Here is a 20551-nt window from a genome sequence, read left to right as displayed (position 1 = left end):
TCAACCGTCATATTGAAGCCCAAGACTCTCATAAGAGTACTATCAGAAACCATTCGGCTCGAATATACGCTCAAAGGTACAAAATACTTCCATAGTAATGAACGATGTGACACAGAAGAGAGCATCTGAGCAACCTACAATCCGGGGTTATTATCCGGTCTCAGACCTCTGAATCAGTTCACTGGTACATAAATCGTTTGATACTCTGTTTGGGAGTTTTGACAAAGGTCTCTCCTCGCAACTCGAATTTGGTAATCTTCTCATAGCTACCTACTTCTTCGTTGAGTTGCTTGCGTGATTGTTCTATCAGTCGGGTAGCTTCCTCTCTGCTTATCCCGTCTCTGCGAATATGCTCCACATTAGGAACTACCAACGCCACCAGACGGCCATTACGCTCTACCACCAGACTTTCCAACACATAGGGCAGTAAATTGATCTTCGACTCTATCTCCTCAGGATAGATATTTTGTCCATTGGCACCGAGTATCATCGTCTTGGAACGGCCTTTGATATATACATTATCCTGCTCGTCCATTGTACCCAAATCTCCGGTATGCATCCATCCGTCCTCGGTGAAAAGAGCTTGGGTCTCTGCCTCTCGTTTGTAGTAACCCAGACAAACATTTTCTCCACGCACCTGTATCTCTCCGACCTCTGCTTCCGGATTTTCACCTCTATCGATACGTACTTGCATTATCTTTTTCAGAGGTTTTCCACAAGAGTGTAAGGCCCAATGCTTATGATTTTCGTAGCATATCAAAGGGCCACACTCCGTCATGCCATACCCAACAGTGAAAGGGAAGCCGATGCGTTTGAGGAAAGACTCCACTTCGGGGTTGAGAGCTGCCCCTCCCACAATGACTTCACAGAAGTTACCACCCATGCCATGGGTCATCTTGCGACGAATAGACCGGCGGACAATCGCCTTGACAAAAGGCAACCTGAGCAAGGCCTTCAAGGCCGGCTGCTTGAGTCGAGGAATGATGATCTCTCGATAAATCTTCTCCAATATCAATGGAACGGTAATGATCAAATTCGGACGAACATCCTGGAAAGCCTGTGTTACCACCCTCGGGGAAGGTATTTTACCCAACAGAAATACATGTGCACCAACCACCATGGGGGTCAACAAATTGAATGCACAACTATAGGCATGTGCCAAGGGAAGGAAACACAATTCCCGATCCCCACAATACATCAAATCAAGAGTTGCGGCATAGGTCACATTACCGGCCAAATTGTTGCCACTCAACATTACACCTTTACTAAAGCCGGTTGTTCCGGAGGTATAGTTGAGCACCATAAGTCGATCATTCGGCACCTCCGGATAGGCAATATCTTCTCGACGATAGCCTTGCGGATAAAGCGAGGCCTTGCGACCAGCACAACGCCCCTCCAAACCTTGCAAGCGAGCCTCCGGTGTACGGTCAGCAACTACCTCTCCGGTCTGAATCTCCAGAGCTGCAATCAAATGCTCGGGAAGTTGACTATCAGGCAGAGTTTCCCAAATGGCCCGATTGACGAATATAAGCTTGGCATCGGAATGCGTAATGATACCAGCTGCATCCGTAGGGTTGAAATCTTGTAAGATAGGAACAACGACTGCTCCGTAAGTAATCACAGACAGAAAGACAATACCCCATTCGGCAGTGTCTTTTCCCATGAGAGCGATATGATCCTGGGGCTCCAATCCCAATTCTTCAAATAATAGGTGATAATAGGCAATCCGATCGGCCAACTCCCCATAGCTATAAGTGTTCTTTTCGATATAGTTGGTTAAGGCAGGGAGATCCCAATGCTCGGCAAAACTCTTAGCAAATAAAGCGATTAGATTTTGTTCTATCATATATACTTCTAATATTGCACATTATGGTTGCATATGTGCAAAAGTACAGCTTTTATCCTGTACAAGACCAAAAACAAGCAGAGACGAAATAGAGGACAGCAAAGGAGGCAAAGGGACAAATTGCCCTATAAGCCTCTATCTCAGAGAAAAGAAGAATAGCAAAAGACACAATAGAGCCCTATCAGCAGCTCTACCAGACTAAGCAAAATAATCAGCAAACTTTCTGCCCGAAAACTCAGGCGGATCGCTCGACGAGCATCGGCCATTCTCACTCTGCGCTCAGTCTCTCCTATGTAGGGTTTATAGACCTCCTTGCCAAAATAATCATGAGGCCCACCAAAACGGCAATTAAGCAGAGCTGCCATAGCAGCCTCCGGATAGCCACTATTAGGACTCAGGTGAGCCGAGCCATAGCGTCGTACAAAGGGCAAAAGGCTCAGTTTACCATCGACCAAAAGCAAGAGAAAAGCCGTGAGACGTGCCGGGATCCAACCCCATACATCATCCTGAATAGCTGAGAATCGACCGAAATGCAGGTAGCGTTCACTACGATAGCCCACCATCGAGTCGAGCGTATTGACCATTTTGTAGCATAGCATAAGAGCCGTGGCTGGAACGACGGCCACCAATGGAGACAAATCGAGAAAACAACCCAAGAAAATCCCGAATACACTTCCGACGAAGTAGTAAAAAATCGGGGCTATCACTCCATCATTGAGATTCTCGGCCTGTGTTTCCAAGGCTGCAATACGTATCTCTTGCGCCGATAGCTTGCTGGTATCTCTACCCACAATACGGCTCACCTGCACACGGCCTGCGTCTAATGAAACCTCCACTGCCGCGAAGACCTGCTTTACCTCCTCTGCCAGGGTAGTACCTGCCAAGCAATAAAAAATGAGAGGAACAGACAGGAGCACCGGTAGCAAAGGGAAAAGAAAATAGAGGAATCCAAGTAGGACAAAAGCAACCAAGAAGCTACCCAGCGTCAATCCTAATCCCATCAAACGTCCTCTCCGTCTCAAAGTGGCGGGAGAGAGATCCGGCTTGTTCAACTGTTTTTCATAACGAGCTATGAGCTTGCCATATCCGACAATCAGATGTGGCATGGAAGGAGGATCCCCCAATATCCGATCCATACGCCAACCCAACACAAGAGGCATGATAATGGGCAAAGAGACATAGATCCAGAAAACAAAAAAACGCCCCACTTAGCTCAGGATTTGAAAGATGAAACAATCTCGGAAATAGCTCGCACAAGGCTCTCATTGTCCGATTCGGATTGGGCAGCTATGCGGATATACCTGTTACTCAATCCATAAAAATTGGAAGCATCGCGCACCAATAAGCCATAATCTTCTACCAAAAGTTGCTTGAACTGCTTCGAATCGAGTCTCAAACGATCCGGCAAACGGCAGAGCATGAAATGCGTGTCTGTCGGTTCGATTTCCAGTCCTAAATCGAGCAACATAGATCGCAACCAGGTGGCCGATTGCAGCAGTTTTTCCAAATCAAAGGAGTCCTCTTGCGATGGCTTTTCACTCAAAAACAGTCCCGCCTCAATGGCCAGTGCATTGACAGCCCAAGGCATTCGTCCCTGCCGCAGAAGCTCAATCTTATTCTCCGATGCACAGACATATCCCAAGCGAAGTCCCGGCAACTTGTATTGTTTGGTCATGGAGCGAAGAATCAACAAATTGTCTCGCTCAAGAACCGCCGAAGGCATAAGCGTTGGACAAAGCGTGAAACTATCGTAAGACTGATCGACCACAAAAAGAATATCGGGCCGACGAGTAACCCAAGCAGACAAATCTCTCAAATCCCAAACCCTTCCGTTTGGGTTATTCGGGTTACAAAGCCAAATAGAGCAGTCCGATTGCCTTTGCCCCCTTACCCAATCTGCCATTTCGATAGCAGCAGACAAGTCGAAGGCATGTAGCGGATCAAGCCCCACCGCCGAGAGAGCATCCGCATATTCACTAAAAGTAGGCTCCAGTACAATAGCTACCGACTGCGGTTGGAGATGATGGGCTATGGTGTAAATGGCATCGGTTGCTCCAGCACAAACCATCACATTCGTCACTCCCACACCGAGCCTCCGAGCCAAACTAGACTCCAGAGAAAAAGGCTGTGGCTCCGGATAGGCATCTATGAGCGATATATACTCAGACAAATGCGCCTTGAGAGCTGTATTATCGGTCGGGGCATAGATATTACTGCTAAAATTCGCTCTTATCCGACCGCAGTAACGATATAGATCGTCTCCGTGTCCGACTATCATAGGTCTTGCCGATTAAGTATTCGGTAAAAAAGATCCATATCGAGATATGAGCGCAAAGCAGTGGCCAATTTATCGTACTGCTCATTCTTGTAGCTCGCGTAATCCACTGCATGGGTTTTCTCACGAGAAGCAAAGGGCTGCAACAGGATTTCTACAAAATCGGCATTGTCCAATATGCCATGCAGATAGGTCCCCATACAACGCGGATTTGCCACATAGCCATCATAGCTTCCATCAGCCAGACGACACAAGGGCGAATGGACAGCCGAAGCAACAGGCAAGCTCCGTCCCTGATGAATCTCATAGGCAGCACCCTTGCCACAGAGCGGAGCCTGCAGCTCAAAAGTAACCTGTCGGGTAGTCTTCTCCTGTTCCATTTCGGTGCGGATAGGCAACAATCCCAAACCTGGGATCTGAGACGCACCTCCTTCTATACAGAGCGGATCGGCTACTTCCATACCCATCATCTGATAACCACCGCAAATCCCCAACACAGTGGATCCACGTTTGTGTGCCCTCACAATAGCCTCGGCCACTCCGTTGTTGCGAATATCGGAGAGGTCGGAGAGCGTGCTTTTGCTCCCTGGCAAAATCACAATATCAGCCTGTTGTATTTCGGATGGGTTGTTAGTATAAAACAGATGTACTCGTGGGTCTCGCTCCAGAGAATCGAAATCGGTAAAGTTGGATATATGGGAGAGGTGTATGACAGCTACATTTATTTTCCCCTCAGCAGCCTGTCGGTGTTTTTTTTCAAGCGAAACAGAGTCCTCTTCCTCAATATGTATATCATGAAAATAAGGCACCAAACCTAAAACCGGCACTCCGGTGAGATCCTCCAAAATCTTCTTTCCTTCGTCGAACAAAGCTCGATCTCCACGGAACTTATTGATGATAATTGCTCGGATCAATCGCCTCTCCTCTTCCGGCAAAAGGGCTATCGATCCGTAAACGGAAGCAAAGACCCCTCCACGATCTATATCGGCCACCAAGAGCACGGCTGCATCGGCATAGCAAGCCATGGACATATTCACCAAATCAGTATCCCGAAGGTTCAATTCGGCGATACTGCCCGCTCCTTCGAGTACGATCGGCTCATAGCGAGCCGCCAATCGGTCGTAGGCTTGATGAACAACCTCACGCAGCTCATCTCGCCCCTGGCGACGGAAATACTCATAGGCATTCTTATTGCCTACAGGTTTACCCAATAGCACAACCTGAGAACTATGATCCGAATTGGGTTTGAGTAAAAGAGGATTCATATCCACGTGGCAATCAATACCACAAGCCTCGGCTTGCACTGCTTGTGCCCGACCAATCTCAAGCCCCTCCGGTGTGGCATAAGAGTTGAGTGCCATATTTTGAGCCTTGAAAGGAGCTGGGCGATAGCCGTCTTGCCTAAGGATGCGACACAGCCCTGTGGCCAAAATACTTTTGCCCACATCACTGCCCGTACCGGCCAACATGATAGATCTCATGGTATATAGATATTGTAAGATGGATAAGGATAGAACTAAAGAGAAACAAGGAATAGCGAGGGTCAATGTTTGCTCTTTCGTTTATAACTAAAGGCTTGCCAACGCTCCTCTGTCAGGTCCAAACGAGAGAGTTCGTCTCGTGCCATAACGAAAAACAAATCACTAAGCCGATTGATATAACACAGTAACTCCTCGGGCAAAGGATCTTGCCTATGCAGGCTCCACAGACTGCGCTCAGCACGTCGAGCTACAGCTCGACAGATATGACAGTCGGCCGCAATGGGGGAGCCTCCTGGAAGCAAGAAGTATCCATTGTCTTGCAAACCGGCAAGTCGCTGGTCTATGTAAGCCTCGCAGTAAAGAGTCGAGTCTGTCGGTAGAGGATTAGGATTGCTCTCCCGGATAGCAGACGGAGTTGCTGCATGGCTCATAAAGACCATCAGATCTCGCTGGATACGATGTAGCAGAGGCTGTCTGTCATCTCTGGCATCAAGGGAAGCTCGGAGTTTGCCTATGTAGCAATTAAGCTCGTCCAACTCCCCGACAGCATGAATACGAATATCGTCTTTTCCGACTCTACCTCCGCCATGTGTACCGGTTTGGCCTCTATCGCCCGTGCGAGTGTATATCTTAGCCATTAGTCGAATAGGCTTAGGATGTCCGACCTGTTTCCCCAATAGAGATGAACGTAAGATGCAATCACGTTGTCTCGACGCCACAAAGCTGTAGCCACATCGCCTCCTCTTGCCGTCTGCATCTGCACAAGACTGGGCAAAGGAGACAAGACACGGCTGTAATGAAACTCATGCCCACGCCATTTGCGACCGGCATATTCAAACTGTCGGTAGCCAAGCTGAAGTTTCATCCCCTCCATGGTAGCTTCTTGCTTGAACAATCCAACCATGGGATAAGTCAGCCCGTCCATTCCTCTAACAGAATCGGAGAGATACATCATCCCTCCGCACTCGGCCAGTATGCGTCCTCCTTTTTCGGCATAAGAGCGTACGGCTGCCAACATTTGCCGGTTAGATGAAAGCTCATGAAGGTAAAACTCAGGGTATCCTCCGGGGAAATATAGCAAATCGGCATCGGGCAAGGCCGAATCCCTCATTGGGCTAAAGAAAGTCAATTTGCCCAAACGGCTCAACTGATCAAGATTAGCCCGATAAACAAAGTTGAAGGCCTCATCTTGCGCCACTCCAATACGCAGAGATGATGTTGCAGAAAAATCCGGCCAATCACTCTTCTCTGTGGGTAGAGATACAGTGGACAAATTCAGTAGAGCCTCCAGATCGACATGAGCTTCCACAGCATCTGCGATACGCTCTATCTGTGCATCATAGCTGTCTATAGCTGTCGTATCCAATCCTAAATGTCTGTCGGGGACTGCAACTTCCTCCATCTTGGGCAGGTAGCCCAATGCCTGCAAACCGACCGTCTGACAGGCTGAGAGGAGGTACTGATAATGCGACTCCGAGGCAACCCTATTAAAGACAACACCGGCAATGCGAGGAGCCTTCTCCAACTCAGGAGAAACGAAATGCCGAAAACCATACAAGACGGGTGCGACCGAATAAGCCGAAGACTTGGCATTGACAAGCAGTACCACCGGCACATTGAGACTTGTCGCCACTTCGGCAGAGGAGCCCCAGGCAGCTCGGTAGCCATCATACAGCCCCATCACACCTTCTATTACGGACACATCGGCAGAGGAAGAATAATGAGAGAAAGTGCGCCGAAGTTCTGCCGGAGTTTCAAAAAAAGGATCAAGATTGACCGAGCAGTTGCGTCCGACGGCTTTGTTGTGAAACTGAGAGTCTATATAGTCCGGGCCACACTTAAACGGTGCCACAATCTGCCCTCTACGCTCAAGAGCTCTCAATACTCCAAGTGTAAAAGTCGTCTTGCCACTACCAGAAGCAGTAGCCCCTATCAAAAAAGCTCGCATCATGCATTCATTGTTTTCTCCCGCCACAAGTATGGCCATACAAAAAGTGCGATATCGGCACGTCTTTCATAGCAAAACGTAGCACCAATACCACACCCCCTTCCTCTCCTGGAGAGACCGGACAAAAGCCTCCAATCCACCTCCTACGGAAAAACAAACCGTCAAGAGGGAAAAGAGAGACAGCCTAATCCCGGCACAGACTTATTCGCCGGCGATTCTATTGATAATGATGTGAGCGATAAAACCCAGTACAACAAGGATTAAACCGGCAAACAACGTAACGTTGGAAGTCGTATTCATGAAATACGGCACGGCCAAAAACAATACGCCAACGAGCATCACAATGATACCCAGTATTTTCACTATACCATTCATAATTCCTATCTATAATAGATGATTTACTTTGTTACGGCAAAGTACGCAATAATTCACGGGATTAAGAAACGCCCCATCTAACGATCCGCCCCCAATCGAGCATATTCGTCTACAAGTCTTGCGGCCTCCGGTTCGGAGAGGGCAACCAAGGGCAATCGAAGCACATCGGATGCGATCAACCCCATCCTGCGAAGTAGACATTTGATACCGGCAGGATTACCATTGGCAAAGAGCTGCAAGTACAGTTCATCGAACGAACGACTAAGCTCGGTAGCCCTTCCGTAGTCTCCGGAGAGAGCTAAACGAATAAGCTCTCCAAAACGCCGAGGATAAGCATTCCCCACCACAGAGATGACTCCCTTGGCTCCCGCTTGAATGAAAGGGATGGACAAATGGTCGTCCCCAGAAAGCACGACAAAGCCCTCAGGACTGCCATTGACCAACTCACGTACTTGATTGACATCCTCCGAAGCCTCCTTGACTGCCACGATATTGTGACATCTATCGGCCAACTCCAGCGTTATTTCCGGAGTCATATTGATTCCTGTACGTCCAGGGATATTGTAGAGAATAATAGGCAAAGGACTTGCCTCGGAAGCTGCTTCGAAGTGAGCGATAATCCCCCTCTTGGTAGGCTTGTTGTAGTAAGGAACGACAGACAATATCCCATCTACCCCATGGGTATCGAGGGCACGCAAACGCTCCACAAGCCGAGCAGTGCAGTTATCTCCCACACCGACAATCAGAGGCAGACGACCATTGACTCTTTCGGCAACTGTCTCTATCACTCGGCGGTGCTCATTGGCACTCAAAGTTGCAGATTCTCCGGTAGTTCCGAGAGCCACAAGGAAGTCTACCTCCCCCTCTATCTGATACTCAACAAGGGCAGACAAGGCGACATAGTCTACACTGCCATCTTCGTTCAATGGAGTTACAAGGGCAACCCCCAAACCGGAAAGATCAAGTCTGCTCATATGGTCAAGGATATTCTTCTTCGGTAACTTACCTGCACAAAAATAAGCCAAGAGTATTATTTCGACAAACACAAGCCGTCTTTTGTGGTATAGTACATTCTCATCTTTAGAGGCCCCTCAGGATTCTATTTATTTGTTTGCTTCTGTATTATTATATTTCCTTTTTGCCGTATCTTTTCTGCCCTATTTGAGAGCTTTTTGATCGTATTTTCGCTCTCCTTTTCGATGTTGATGGGAGGCATTTTTTATTAGCATAGGAGAGAGCAAAAATTCGTGCGCAAGAAAATATTTTTTTGTGCGCACTCCGATAAATTTTCTTGCGGAAGAAAATATTTTTTCTTGCGCAAGAAAATATTTTTCCTTGCGGAGAGAATTTTCGCCCTGTCAGAACGCCCTATTCATAGACATTTTAGAAGACGGACACAAGAGGAACAAAAGAGCTACATTCACTTGTCTACAAATAGCCTATTTTCCCTCTATTTCTCGGATCTTTATCACAAGTGAAATTTACAAAACAAACCAACTTTAATGGTCAATCAGAAGAAAAAGCTGCTGCGTTAGCTTCATAACAAAACGTCCCCTCCACAACTCCTATCGGTATAGGTCGTGGAGGGGACATCTCTTTTCAAGCATCACCCTTTCAGCGAATAAGTTTTATCACCTTGTTGTCGATGCGAACCAACAATAGGTCTCCAACTTGAGGCAAGAAAATCTCATAGTGGCCAGTGACCGAATAGAGACATCGACCGGCAAAGTCGTACAAAGCGACAGAGTGCTTTATCTCATCTCCAAAAAAGACCTTCCATCCATCGGCCAAAGCATGAATAGCAAATTCGGACTGGAGCGGATAGACAACACCTATAACATCGGATCCGGGAAACGCTTTACTATCCTTATCATCAAGCACAATCCAACCCTTTTGCATAGCCAACTCCACATCGGCTTTCAGACAAACATTACGCTCGGTCTCTTGGGCCTTCTCCGAGGTATTGATCACTACCAAATACTTCCCAGTCCCTTCTGCACTAAGAGAAGAGATCAAATTGTGCATATCCTGCTCTTTCAGTTCATTCTCAGCGACATCCAAAGACACGAGTTCTACAGCTGCAGATAGATCAAGTTTTTCAAGTCTGTTTTTCTTCAAAACAACACTCTTCAACTTGCTGTGAGTGCTGAGATTCAATTCCTTCAACATACAAGCGTTAGCAAATAAATCCTCCAAATCTCTTGCCTTGCTGACATCGAGGCTACCAATCGGATTGTTGCAACAATCAATCCTTACAAGCTTCTCAAGAGGGTCAATTGAGAGAGAGGTGAGCTTATTATCGCTGAGATCAAGAGATCTGATAAGCGTTTGAGAAGACAAATCAATTGATGTTATCCTGTTGCTCGACAAATCCAACTCCTCCAAAAGAGGAGCTTTGCTCAAGTCAATGGTCTTAACACGAGCATTTTTGAGCACAAGCCCAGAAATATCTTTAGCATATATCACAGCCTGAGATTTCTCACCCCAAGTCAGACTGACAGGTGTCATTCCATCGGCAAACAAGTACTCGCCCATGTCATCTTTTCCATTACCATTGAGATCAATCCATGGAGAATACTCCGTAGCATCGGACTTGAGGATTAGCTTAAAAGGAGCTCCATGCATCAGTTCGGAAGAAAAGGTGATTGTCTGCACTTCATCCGGGACCTCAGGCTCCGGGGTAATCTCCTTTCCGGGATAATCCATACCAGTAGCAGCATCGAGCACCTGCCATTTCTTAGCCACAGCAGCCTCTACATCAGCCTTGAGGCACACATTGTGTTCGCAGTCTGCTTGCTCCGGAGCGGTGTTGATTACAGTGATGTTCTTGGCAGATATTTCGCTGCTATTCAGGCTTTTGATGAGCTTGCTCATCTCTTCTGCAGTAATCTTATTTTGCGAAACATTGATAGAAGAGAGTCCAGGTAATTCGGAGCAGTCAAGAGCTTCCAACTCGTTATTCGACAAGTCTATCATTTCCAGCGTGATAGCATCTTTCAGCCCAATGGATTGCAGTTTGGCTGCTTTTATCATCAAAACCTTCGGCCCTTCTGCATGAATCACAGCTTCAGCTTTCTCTCCCCATTTGACCGTAACAAATTGCCCCGGCTCCTGAGCGGGCAACCCCTCTCCTTCGTCCTGTGTCTCGTTAGCATTGAGATCTATCCATGGGGTAGTACCTTCGGCAGCCACAAGATGGATTTTGAAGTCTTCTCCTTTCTTTAGCCCCGTGATCAATAAGATTTTGCGTCCTCCCTGCGCTGGCACATTCTGTTCACTGCCAGGATAGTCCATGCCATCTTTTGCATCCATCACTGACCAACCTTTCATTTTTGCGGCCTCAACATCGGATTTCAAGCAAACGTTATACTCTTCAACCTCGGAAGAAGTATTAATTACCATCAGCTGACAGAGATATCCATTGCAAAGAGAAACTATCATCTTGTGCATGGCTTCAGCCCCTATCCTGTTTTGAGAAACATTGAGAGACTTGAGATCCTTCAATGCGGTGACATCAAGCTCTTCCAACTCGTTTCCCGCCAGTTCAAGAGTCTCCAAGGATCCTCCTTCTCGTAGGTCTACTGTTTTTAGCTTTGCATTGCAAAGATTGAGCGCCTGCAAATTCTTACCATAAATAACAACCTCGGATTTATCCCCCCACTTGAGAGAGGTTGTCGTCCAAGGATCGTTGATTATTTCTTCTCCTTCATCCATTTTCCCGTTGCCATTGAGATCTATCCATGGAGTGGAGTCTTCTTCTGCCATGGCAGAAATTACCAGATCTTCCCCTTCTGAAAGACCAGAAGTAATCTTCACTTTCTGAGCCTTGGGTTCTTCCATTTCCATGTCCGTCAAAGCGTTTGCCTTGAGAATTGAGGACGAAAGGCAAGCCCCAAGCCCTGCAATCAGTAATAATGCACGCATCTTTATTTCATTTTATTTTTGAATGTTGTGGCTACAGACAGGTACCAATGTAAGCGGCATATAAACTACAGACTGAGATATCAAATTCTTCTACAAGTAGTCTTTTAACACCTCTGCGAAGGTATGAGCCACTTTTACGTCAACAAATACCCATTTATAATGAAAAACAGAGTGAAATAACAATGTAATATGGGTAGTTTGTCTTCTCTCCATACCAACAGTGAGGGGTTTATCAAACCTACAAAGCCCTCTAACAATAAAATCCATAAACTTTTTATATCGAAAATTGCACACGAACATCAATCTCCTTGGCCTCTTCTCGATGCAACTATTATAGCCAAGAGTACTTACAGAGTATGTATATGGAAACCATCGCATGGGTTACAAAGGACTGCTTCAGCAACTATTTTCTTGGATTTTACAGAATGCAGTAATCATGAAAGTATAAAATGATTGAGAAAAAGTGGAGAGGATACACTTTAGATGTATAACCAAACCCGAATGCTGACAATAACACCACAAGAGCAGTATTACAGCTGTCTCTATTGAGACTATTGGGGGAGTTCTCAACCAACGACAGTGCAAGTTGCTGTATACTTACAATGCCTCCCTTATTATCGGTCTTTTTGAAAATGTCCCAAGCGATGCCATGCAAGTATCGTATTATCCAATGGTGCCATATTGGTTTTCCGCAGAATATTTATACCTTTGTGCCGCACAAGACGAACGAGCTCTCGTTCTCAATTGCGAGGAAGTGTGGGTGAGTGGCTGAAACCAACAGTTTGCTAAACTGTCGTACGGGTAACCGTACCGGGGGTTCGAATCCCCCCGCTTCCGCTGAACGTACTCTGGAAATGATAAGCCAATAAGTGCCACAAAACAGTAAGTGTCTTAATTCTCAATGAGTTAAGGCACTTTTTTTGTATCAGGTCCTTTCTCAGAGCACCTCCAGAGTAGGTCGAAACTCCCAAAATGCTCTACTTGGGCTGCAATATGGCTACAGAAAAACTGATGTAACGAAAATTGTACCCAAGAGTACGTATAGAGCACACACATTTTGCTGTTGTTCAGAAGATTATATAGTGCTGTAGCACGGCTACAGAGAAAATAGTCGTCAAAACAGTCCTATTTTATCTGGCTACAATTTTGGGCTACATGCAACCAAATTGATTAACATATCATTTTCAAAAACGACTCAATATTCTAGCATAATTATAGCCAATCGTTTCGTTTCAACATTATACTATTTGACTAGAATATTTGTTTTAACCAATCTACAATATCTTCAAGGACAATCGGGCTGATTGTCTGCTTGATATTAATGTATTCTGTCGGTACACCCGTTGTGCACTCTTGGAACAAGTGGTTCAGTCCAGGATAGATTTTCACTTTGGATTTCTTGTTTTTCGGCAGATTGTTTCTAATGACTTCTACATTTGATGAGGCTATGACTTGCAAATCCTTTTCTCCGTTCATTACGAAGATAGGACAGGTGGTTTTGCTTATGTCGGAAGCTGGATTGTAATCAAGGAAGAACTCATACCATGGGGACATTGTGCCTTTTAGGTAATCCCTTAACTGCTTCTTTGTGAACTGGTATTCCTGTCCAAACTGTTTTGCTATGGCTACACCTTGCTGATACAGACATTCATCTCCCTGAATGCCTACTCCTGCCATACAGATAGCGAAGTCTATCTATTTTTCTGCAGCAAGCATAAAGACTACGCTTCCACCTTCGCTGTGTCCGAGTAAGCCTATTTTTGAAAATTGTTTTGTTTCACGCAGATATTTCACGGCAAGCGCAGCGTCTTTTGCAACCTCCTTTGTGGTTTCAGCTTGGTATTTGCCTGTTGATTTTCCTACACAACGATCATCATACCTGAGGGTCGCATATCCGTTTCCTGCAAGATAATCCGCTATAACAAGAAAAGGTTTGTGTTCGTAGATTTCGTTGTCACGGTTTTGTGGCCCGCTGCCTGTGACCATCACTATCACAGGGATTTTTTTGCCCTTTTGATAATTCACGGGATATGTGATGGTTCCTGAAAGTGTCGCGTTTTCGTCTTCATTGACAAACTCGATTTCTTCTGTCGTATATGGATATGGCGGTTGCGGATTCTGCGGACGCAGATAAACGAGTTCTTCGTTTTTTAGATTAAGTTCCAACTTTACACCAGCCTGCGAGTATGTTCCGTAGATCATATCACCCTGGATTTTGCCATTATATTCTATTCCGATGTTCGGGATCCGTATGCTTATAGAATCAGATGATGCAAATTCAATTGAAGCCGGGATACCTTTGACGCTTTGATTGGGGCTGTCCATCGTGCAGACGGTTTTACCTTCAGTATTCTTGGATATGTTGAATACTATGCGAAGGCTGGTACCTCTGAAGCTGATTTGGCCACTCCAGGATCCAATGAAATTCTGAGCTGATACGGGGAGGGCAACAAGCAGCGCAAGCAGTACCAAGAGGCTTTTACTTTTCATGTGATAGCAGATTTGAAGTTATACTTCTGGGGATGAGGTTACTTTATATGCGATTGAATCTTTTGCCACAGTCGTTGCATTTGTAGTTGACATTTTTATAGTCACAAAGAAAGAGAATCACTATGCTGGATATGAATACAACAATGGCAAGGATATTCAGTATTATTGATTTGTTTTCCAAGTCTTTTGTGAAGTAAAAATAGACAACAGGAGCTATGAAAAAGACTATTGAGAGTATGAGCAGTGGTGTGATGAATTTGTTTTTTTCGATACGGACGGTGTCTTCACTGCCACATTTCGGGCAGAATGTTTTTGTGCTTTCTGCCGAGGAGTTGACAATCGGCTCTATTAGTGTCAGAGCCTTTTCATAGTCCTTTTCAAACACATAAATTGCGATGCCGGGAGTTGGGCCATATGCTCCTGTGCGTGGATTATTTGTTTCATCGTGCTGGCGGAAGACAATATTATTATTTTTGAGAATACTAACGACTTTGTGTGCTTTAATACTACTTTGGCATTTACATAATAACATTTCACTCATAGCAACTTTTGTTAGTTCCAGATAATACAATAAGGTGCACTATTAAATTGAACGCAATATGGGGAAAATCGTCTATTATCCAAGTGTTTTATCAGCTATTTTTATGGCATAAGACCGTTGCACAGCGAGTTATGCAACGGTCTTAGCATTTTGAGTCTTGGTGTACTTTTTATTCAAGAGTGTACGAATACTTCTCCAATCCACACAGGCATTGATTTGGCGAAGGAAGGAGTGTTTCATTCGGTCACGACAGACTTGAGTGTAAACTTCAAGAAAACTGAGGTGGACATCGGTAGGCTTAGTGCTCATATAGTCAATATTTAGTCTTGGCTGAAGGTACAAAGATGCAATCAGGGAACAATGGGAACAAGACTAAAAGACGCGCGACAGTCTCATTTTGTTGACTTCGCAGAATGCAACAATCTAAAAAAGGCATTGAGACGGAGGGCATGGAGAATGTACTTACCATTATTGCTGTCCGCTAAACTTTAGAAGAGGGCAAAATAGGGCTTTCAATCCTAGTGAATAGGTTGTATTCCGTCTGATTTTGTTTGAGTAAGCCCCCTCCTCCTTTATACAGCACTGATTTTGTCGGACAGCCGACCTTGAGGAAGGATGAAAACCGCATAATCGCACACATTTCCTTCTCCAGTCTACTATTCAAAAAACTCTGGCGCAAACACAGGGCTGTATAACGTCCTTTTCACGCAGATTTTAGCGGACAGCCGATGATTTTTACTGAATGACAGGTGTTTAGGAATTTATTTGGGAGGAAGAGAGCTTACATCCGTATATTACCTGAGCTTGAATGGGGCTACGAGTGAATCCAAAAGTTTTATCGGACAGCAATAACTTGCCATATATGATCAGGCTTGAATGTCGAAAATAACGCAGCAAGTACCGCACATTGTGCAACAGGCTTTTCAGTAGCCTCTTTAATGCTCTCTCAAAAAAGAAGGGTGTGCCGAAAATCATTTCGACACACCCTCTATTTTAATTATGAATTATGGCCAGAACACTCTCTTCCTCAATAGAAGAGCCAGCCAACACATGCGAAGAATTATTCTTCGTTCAGACTCACACGTCTAAAGGCCTTCACTGTAAGAGTCTTGCTGGCAGTGTGCAAATACTGCTCGATAGTCATCTTATTGTCCTTTACGAACTCCTGCTGCAGAAGAGTATTTTCCTTGAAGAACTTCTGCAAAGCACCATCAACAATACGATCAATGATATTAGCAGGCTTACCGGCTTCTTCTGCCTTTTCTTTAGCAATGGTGCGCTCCTGTTCAATCGTATGTTCAGAAACTTCCTCCGGCAACACAGCCACGGGGTTCATAGCAGCAACCTGCATAGCTATATCGCGAGCCATCTGGCTGTCTATAGCTTCGTTGAAAGAAACAATTGTAGCCAACTTATTACCCATGTGGATGTAGCTGGTAACAGCCTCGGCTGAGAGGCATTCGTAGGCTCCGACCTCTGTCTTCTCGCCTGTCACACCTGTTCTCTCCACCACATGATCGGCTATTGAACGACCATCAGCCAAGGGGAGTTGCAAAAGCTCTTCTTTGCTAGCCGGCTTTTTCTCCATCGCTATGTTCAAAATAGCTTGAGTCAGGTCAATTGTTTCCTGGTTTTTTGCCACAAAGTCTGTCTCGCACTGTAGGGATACAACTGCAGCGAAGCCATCTTTATGAGCAGCCAGCACGCAACCCTCAGCAGCAACACGATCAGAACGCTTAGCGGCAACAGCCTGACCTTTTTTGCGAATAATCTCCATTGCTTTCTCGAAGTCGCAGTTGGTTTCTTCCAATGCTTTCTTGCAGTCCATCATACCAGCGCCACTCATCTTACGCAGCTTGGCAATATCTTGAATAGTAACAGCCATAATCTTAAGTTGTGTGTATTATTTTATTTCGAAAATATTCGGATAAGGCAAACATCCATCTGGAGCTGCCCTGTCTACCACAGAAAAAAAGATACCACGTGCAGCGCAATCGCCGGAGCGATCCACCGGCACGTGGTATTCCTGTATTAAGAGGGATAACTCTTGGGGTAAAAGGAGCCAAAAGTTAGGCTTGAGCCGCCTCTGTTACCTCTGCTTGAGAAGCTTCGGTCTCTTCTGGGGCTGCAACCTCTGCTGTAGTATCTTCTACGCTCTCAGTTGCTGACTCTTCGCCTTCACGACGACGAATTCTCTCACGACGAGCCGAACGAGCACCGCGACGGCTGCCCTCTTCCGATTCTTCGTTTTCGTCTCCTTTCTCAGCCTTACGCTCCATCAAACCTTCGCTAATCGCCTCACACATAGCAGACATCACCAACTCGATAGCCTTAGACGAATCGTCATTGCAAGGGATCACATAGTCAATGTCTTTGGGATTGCTATTGGTATCGACAAGACCAAATACCGGTATCCCCAAGCGAGTAGCTTCATGTACGGCAATGTGCTCTTTCATCACGTCGATAACGAAAAGAGCTGAAGGCAAACGATTCATATCTGCGATAGAGCCGAGAGTCTTCTCCAACTTCTCACGCTGACGAGAGATCTGCAATTTCTCGCGCTTAGAAAGGTTGTCGAATGTGCCATCACTGGTCATCTTGTCGATCTGAGTCATCTTCTTCACTGCCTTGCGAATAGTGGGGAAGTTGGTGAGCATACCTCCCGGCCAACGCTCTACGACATAAGGCATGCCCACAGAAGAGGCAAACTGAGCCACAGCTTCCTGAGCTTGTTTTTTGGTTGCTACAAAGAGAATCTTCTTGCCACTACGAGCCATATTGCGAATCACCTCTGCAGCCTCATTTATTTTGGCAACTGTTTTGTGCAGGTCAATGATGTGGATATCATTGCGCTCCATAAAGATATACGGAGCCATAGCCGGGTTCCACTTTCTTTTCAGGTGTCCGAAGTGAGCACCGGCTTCAAGTAACTGATCAAATGTTACGTTTGTCATTGTTGTTTTGTTTACGTTCTTGTAATGATGATTACTGATACAACCATACAGTAGCCTTACTTGGAGCCTTTCGGCTAGCTTAAATAACAAGCAAGAATCCGCATGATTTAGATACTAAACACGACAACGTATAGCAGCCAACCGCCCTCCTATACAAAGTTTGCACAAGAGCAATGATTCGTAAAAGGCGGAAGACATAGATACGTCAACGCTTACTGAATTGGAATCTCTTGCGTGCCTTGGGTTGACCGGGTTTCTTACGCTCTACGACACGAGGATCACGAGTTACAAAACCAGCCGCACGAAGCACAGCCTTATCTTCCGGATTTACCTTGATCAGGGCGCGAGCTATCCCCAGACGAGCAGCCTCGCTCTGTCCTTTAAAGCCGCCACCTCTCAAGTTGATATTGATATCATATTTGTCTACTACTTCCAATTTCTCAAGCGGCTGTTTTACAATAAAGCGCAAGATAGAAGAAGGGAAATAGACTGCAATATCACGCTTGTTGATAGTAATCTTACCACTACCCTCTTTCATGTAGACGCGAGCTATAGCTGCCTTACGTCTGCCAATTGCATTAATTTGGTCCATATCTGCTTTACTTCAAAGAGTTTAGATCTATCACACGAGGTTTTTGCGCCTCATGTTTGTGTTCACTGCCTCCGTATACGTGGAGGTTACGCATGAGCGAACGGCCCAAGCGATTCTTCGGGAGCATACCTTTTACGACTTTCTGAAAAAGACGATCGGCTCCCTTCTTCAGAAGATCTTCAGGAGTAAACTCTCTCTGACCTCCGGGATAACCCGTAAAACGCAGATAGACTCTATCTGTCCACTTCTTGCCGGTAAGTTCTACTTGATCGGCATTGATAATAATCACATTATCACCACAATCTACATGCGGTGTAAAGTTAGGCTTGTACTTCCCTCTAAGCAGCTTAGCCACTTTGGAGCAAACACGCCCAAGATTCTGACCGGCCGCATCCACTACCACCCATTCCTTGGTCACAGTTGCCTTGTTTGCGGAGACGGTCTTGTAACTTAGTGTATCCACTGTTGTTCTGTTATTTGGTTAAACTTACTGACTGGCTCGACATACACCCCGCTCTACTATCAGGTCGATTCGGGTGAATACTCTGCTTTTCATAGCCAAGACCTCGGACACATAGCCTCAGCTTACGCTCTTTCCCATCAAGAGAACAGCCTGCTTGACACACGACCACGAAAAAACAATGCACAACAGGCGCACGACGGCAATCAGGGGAGCAAAGGTATAAAAGAAGTTGTACTCAAACAACCCTCTAAAATAGTGCACATTCTACTCCAGGCAGAGATATACAGAAAACATCACACTAGACAGGCATCTCGAAAACGACTAAGTGATCACAAATGGAACAAAAAGAAGACTCCCACCCCAATCGGAGTAAGAGTCTTCTCTACTTGGGTGTAGGTCAAATAGATCTGGCATTATACATATGGAGGCCAAATATCTATCTTTCCCTTTATTTTCACATTTACCTTGTACAAACGATTGCGATAGATACAATAAGCCCCGAGATCCAATCCTTCAAGGACTTTATCGTAATGAGTTCCACCACTGTTATCGATTGGGCGGAATTCGGACCTCATATCAGCCTCTCCTTCTGCTTTGTAGATAAACTCCAAACCCGGCTGTTTTTCCTCCTCTACATTTTTGCCTAACAAGTACTCAGGGAGATAAACATATATCTTATAGTCTCCAACAACCACTCCTCCAATGGATGGCTCCTCCAGAGCAGGGGGGGCAATAACATACTTAGGATCTGGGTTGGTGCCCGTAAATTTGAATTGGTACAAATAGTTCTGTGCAGGGATATCCGTCATCTTCTTCTGTGGAAGCAGATAATAAGCGTTCGGCATATTCTTAAACCTAATCTCCAAAGAAGAGTTGGGCTCGAAGCCATATGGCAAGGACCATGAATAAGTTTTTGCTCTAGTATCATCCTCTTCAATAGTCACGATATCTTTGAGTGTGATCTCCATCTTAGCCAAAGCCCGCATCAGCTCCACAGCCGAACGATCAGCTCCCTTAATGTTGGGACGCTGAGCTTTATTTTGGAGGGTAAAATCCACCCTGTGAGGATTCGTTTGTGTACCGCTGCCAGGCAGAGAGGTATTCAAAGAAACATTCTCATAGTTGGCAGTCATCAAGAAAAGAGCACTCTTGCCACTCCCTACCTCGCTTGCTGAGATATTCTCCATGTCCATCTTGATCTCTCGCAATTGTTTGCGGGTAACAGCGGGGCTATCCACGCCTTTCCCACTTGGTTCGTTTGCGATAAAAATCATATCATAGATCCCTAGATCTTCAGACTTAAATTTGAGAACAAAACGCTTCGCCTGAAGATCAGCAGCTGTAAACAGGTGATTGAACTTAGCTGGAGTATTCTCATCAGACCCAGCAGGGAAGAGTATCCATCGGAGAGATTGAACCTTGTCTTCGTCAAGCTCTGTATCTGTGTTGGGATCTGTTGTCCCAGGATCTTCCATATCCTCCCCATGAGCACGAAGAGATGTCACATCCATGGAAACAAAAAAGTCTTCTCCATTCCTTCTTAGATCCTTCCTCTCCTCGGAAGAGCAGGCCGTCACTCCCAAGAAGAGGAAAGTAGCAAAAAAGACGAAGGCTAAGAGTTGATATATTTTACGCATGAGAGTATATTCTTATTTCGAAGAA

General features: G+C 45.6%; 17 protein-coding genes and 1 tRNA gene. 1 reads left to right on the top strand and 17 read right to left on the bottom strand.

The genetic code is table 11. From position 1 onward, the window contains the following. Positions 1–178: 178 nt before the first annotated feature. From DQN70_RS03300 to DQN70_RS03265, 9 genes are all read right to left on the bottom strand, one after another. The gene (locus DQN70_RS03300; RefSeq protein WP_023939317.1) at positions 179–1846 is read right to left on the bottom strand and encodes an AMP-binding protein; all 1668 of its coding nucleotides are present in this window, start codon (positions 1844–1846) and stop codon (positions 179–181) included. Between the two features lie 140 nt (positions 1847–1986). Further along, the gene (cbiB, locus tag DQN70_RS03295; protein WP_042225603.1) at positions 1987–3006 is read right to left on the bottom strand and encodes an adenosylcobinamide-phosphate synthase CbiB; all 1020 of its coding nucleotides are present in this window, start codon (positions 3004–3006) and stop codon (positions 1987–1989) included. Between the two features lie 53 nt (positions 3007–3059). Further along, positions 3060–4124, bottom strand: a complete 1065-nt coding sequence (locus tag DQN70_RS03290) for an aminotransferase class I/II-fold pyridoxal phosphate-dependent enzyme (protein WP_023939314.1) — start codon at positions 4122–4124, stop codon at positions 3060–3062. Next, the gene (locus tag DQN70_RS03285) at positions 4121–5602 is read right to left on the bottom strand and encodes a cobyric acid synthase (protein WP_036887340.1); all 1482 of its coding nucleotides are present in this window, start codon (positions 5600–5602) and stop codon (positions 4121–4123) included. Before DQN70_RS03285 ends, DQN70_RS03290 begins: the two co-directional genes overlap by 4 nt. A gap of 62 nt (positions 5603–5664) precedes the next feature. Then, complete coding sequence (locus tag DQN70_RS03280) at positions 5665–6240, bottom strand: cob(I)yrinic acid a,c-diamide adenosyltransferase (RefSeq protein WP_023937962.1); 576 nt, start codon at positions 6238–6240, stop codon at positions 5665–5667. Next, the gene (locus DQN70_RS03275) at positions 6240–7553 is read right to left on the bottom strand and encodes a cobyrinate a,c-diamide synthase (protein ID WP_023939313.1); all 1314 of its coding nucleotides are present in this window, start codon (positions 7551–7553) and stop codon (positions 6240–6242) included. The genes DQN70_RS03280 and DQN70_RS03275 overlap by 1 nt, the downstream gene beginning before the upstream one ends. A 198-nt stretch (positions 7554–7751) precedes the next feature. Next, positions 7752–7925, bottom strand: coding sequence for a hypothetical protein (locus DQN70_RS09485; protein WP_023937959.1), 174 nt, complete (start codon positions 7923–7925; stop codon positions 7752–7754). A gap of 77 nt (positions 7926–8002) precedes the next feature. Then, positions 8003–8899: a 4-hydroxy-tetrahydrodipicolinate synthase gene (gene dapA, locus DQN70_RS03270; RefSeq protein ID WP_042225602.1), complete on the bottom strand. Its 897-nt coding sequence runs from the start codon at positions 8897–8899 to the stop codon at positions 8003–8005. 640 nt (positions 8900–9539) lie between these two features. Next, complete coding sequence (locus DQN70_RS03265) at positions 9540–11849, bottom strand: leucine-rich repeat domain-containing protein (protein ID WP_023939310.1); 2310 nt, start codon at positions 11847–11849, stop codon at positions 9540–9542. A gap of 750 nt (positions 11850–12599) precedes the next feature. Here DQN70_RS03265 and DQN70_RS03255 point away from each other — a divergent pair. Further along, a tRNA-Ser gene (locus tag DQN70_RS03255) sits at positions 12600–12686 on the top strand. A gap of 414 nt (positions 12687–13100) precedes the next feature. Here DQN70_RS03255 and DQN70_RS03250 read toward each other — a convergent pair. From DQN70_RS03250 to DQN70_RS03215, 8 genes are all read right to left on the bottom strand, one after another. After that, positions 13101–13526, bottom strand: a complete 426-nt coding sequence (locus DQN70_RS03250; RefSeq protein ID WP_023939309.1) for an alpha/beta hydrolase family protein — start codon at positions 13524–13526, stop codon at positions 13101–13103. A gap of 18 nt (positions 13527–13544) precedes the next feature. Next, positions 13545–14339, bottom strand: a complete 795-nt coding sequence (locus DQN70_RS03245; protein WP_023939308.1) for an alpha/beta hydrolase family protein — start codon at positions 14337–14339, stop codon at positions 13545–13547. Between the two features lie 43 nt (positions 14340–14382). After that, on the bottom strand, positions 14383–14880 hold the full coding sequence (locus DQN70_RS03240) for a putative signal transducing protein (RefSeq protein WP_036890159.1): 498 nt from the start codon (positions 14878–14880) through the stop codon (positions 14383–14385). Between the two features lie 1060 nt (positions 14881–15940). Continuing rightward, positions 15941–16765 carry a translation elongation factor Ts gene (gene tsf / locus DQN70_RS03235; RefSeq protein WP_023937947.1) on the bottom strand — a complete coding sequence of 275 codons (825 nt, stop codon included), beginning with the start codon at positions 16763–16765 and terminating at the stop codon, positions 15941–15943. Between the two features lie 184 nt (positions 16766–16949). Next, positions 16950–17834 (bottom strand): 30S ribosomal protein S2, encoded by an 885-nt coding sequence (rpsB, locus tag DQN70_RS03230; RefSeq protein ID WP_023937945.1) that lies wholly within the window; start codon positions 17832–17834, stop codon positions 16950–16952. Between the two features lie 205 nt (positions 17835–18039). Next, positions 18040–18426 carry a 30S ribosomal protein S9 gene (gene rpsI / locus DQN70_RS03225; RefSeq protein WP_023937944.1) on the bottom strand — a complete coding sequence of 129 codons (387 nt, stop codon included), beginning with the start codon at positions 18424–18426 and terminating at the stop codon, positions 18040–18042. 7 nt (positions 18427–18433) lie between these two features. After that, positions 18434–18889 carry a 50S ribosomal protein L13 gene (gene rplM / locus DQN70_RS03220; RefSeq protein ID WP_036888194.1) on the bottom strand — a complete coding sequence of 152 codons (456 nt, stop codon included), beginning with the start codon at positions 18887–18889 and terminating at the stop codon, positions 18434–18436. Positions 18890–19302: 413 nt separating this feature from the next. Further along, on the bottom strand, positions 19303–20526 hold the full coding sequence (locus DQN70_RS03215) for a hypothetical protein (RefSeq protein ID WP_023939305.1): 1224 nt from the start codon (positions 20524–20526) through the stop codon (positions 19303–19305). Positions 20527–20551: the final 25 nt, after the last annotated feature.

The sequence above is a fragment of the Porphyromonas crevioricanis genome (genome assembly GCF_900476255.1).
Lineage (GTDB): Bacteria > Bacteroidota > Bacteroidia > Bacteroidales > Porphyromonadaceae > Porphyromonas > Porphyromonas crevioricanis.
This window is presented reverse-complemented; position numbering and strand designations above follow the sequence as displayed.

Excerpts from the sequence above, each read along its gene's own strand:
- DQN70_RS03300 (WP_023939317.1), bottom strand. The coding sequence starts at position 1,846 with ATGATAGAACAAAATCTAATCGCTTTATTTGCTAAGAGTTTTGCCGAG.
- cbiB (WP_042225603.1), bottom strand. The coding sequence starts at position 3,006 with ATGCCTCTTGTGTTGGGTTGGCGTATGGATCGGATATTGGGGGATCCT.
- DQN70_RS03290 (WP_023939314.1), bottom strand. The coding sequence starts at position 4,124 with ATGATAGTCGGACACGGAGACGATCTATATCGTTACTGCGGTCGGATA.
- DQN70_RS03285 (WP_036887340.1), bottom strand. The coding sequence starts at position 5,602 with ATGAGATCTATCATGTTGGCCGGTACGGGCAGTGATGTGGGCAAAAGT.
- DQN70_RS03280 (WP_023937962.1), bottom strand. The coding sequence starts at position 6,240 with ATGGCTAAGATATACACTCGCACGGGCGATAGAGGCCAAACCGGTACA.
- DQN70_RS03275 (WP_023939313.1), bottom strand. The coding sequence starts at position 7,553 with ATGATGCGAGCTTTTTTGATAGGGGCTACTGCTTCTGGTAGTGGCAAG.
- DQN70_RS09485 (WP_023937959.1), bottom strand. The coding sequence starts at position 7,925 with ATGAATGGTATAGTGAAAATACTGGGTATCATTGTGATGCTCGTTGGC.
- dapA (WP_042225602.1), bottom strand. The coding sequence starts at position 8,899 with ATGAGCAGACTTGATCTTTCCGGTTTGGGGGTTGCCCTTGTAACTCCA.
- DQN70_RS03265 (WP_023939310.1), bottom strand. The coding sequence starts at position 11,849 with ATGCGTGCATTATTACTGATTGCAGGGCTTGGGGCTTGCCTTTCGTCC.
- DQN70_RS03250 (WP_023939309.1), bottom strand. The coding sequence starts at position 13,526 with ATGGCAGGAGTAGGCATTCAGGGAGATGAATGTCTGTATCAGCAAGGT.
- DQN70_RS03245 (WP_023939308.1), bottom strand. The coding sequence starts at position 14,339 with ATGAAAAGTAAAAGCCTCTTGGTACTGCTTGCGCTGCTTGTTGCCCTC.
- DQN70_RS03240 (WP_036890159.1), bottom strand. The coding sequence starts at position 14,880 with ATGAGTGAAATGTTATTATGTAAATGCCAAAGTAGTATTAAAGCACAC.
- tsf (WP_023937947.1), bottom strand. The coding sequence starts at position 16,765 with ATGGCTGTTACTATTCAAGATATTGCCAAGCTGCGTAAGATGAGTGGC.
- rpsB (WP_023937945.1), bottom strand. The coding sequence starts at position 17,834 with ATGACAAACGTAACATTTGATCAGTTACTTGAAGCCGGTGCTCACTTC.
- rpsI (WP_023937944.1), bottom strand. The coding sequence starts at position 18,426 with ATGGACCAAATTAATGCAATTGGCAGACGTAAGGCAGCTATAGCTCGC.
- DQN70_RS03215 (WP_023939305.1), bottom strand. The coding sequence starts at position 20,526 with ATGCGTAAAATATATCAACTCTTAGCCTTCGTCTTTTTTGCTACTTTC.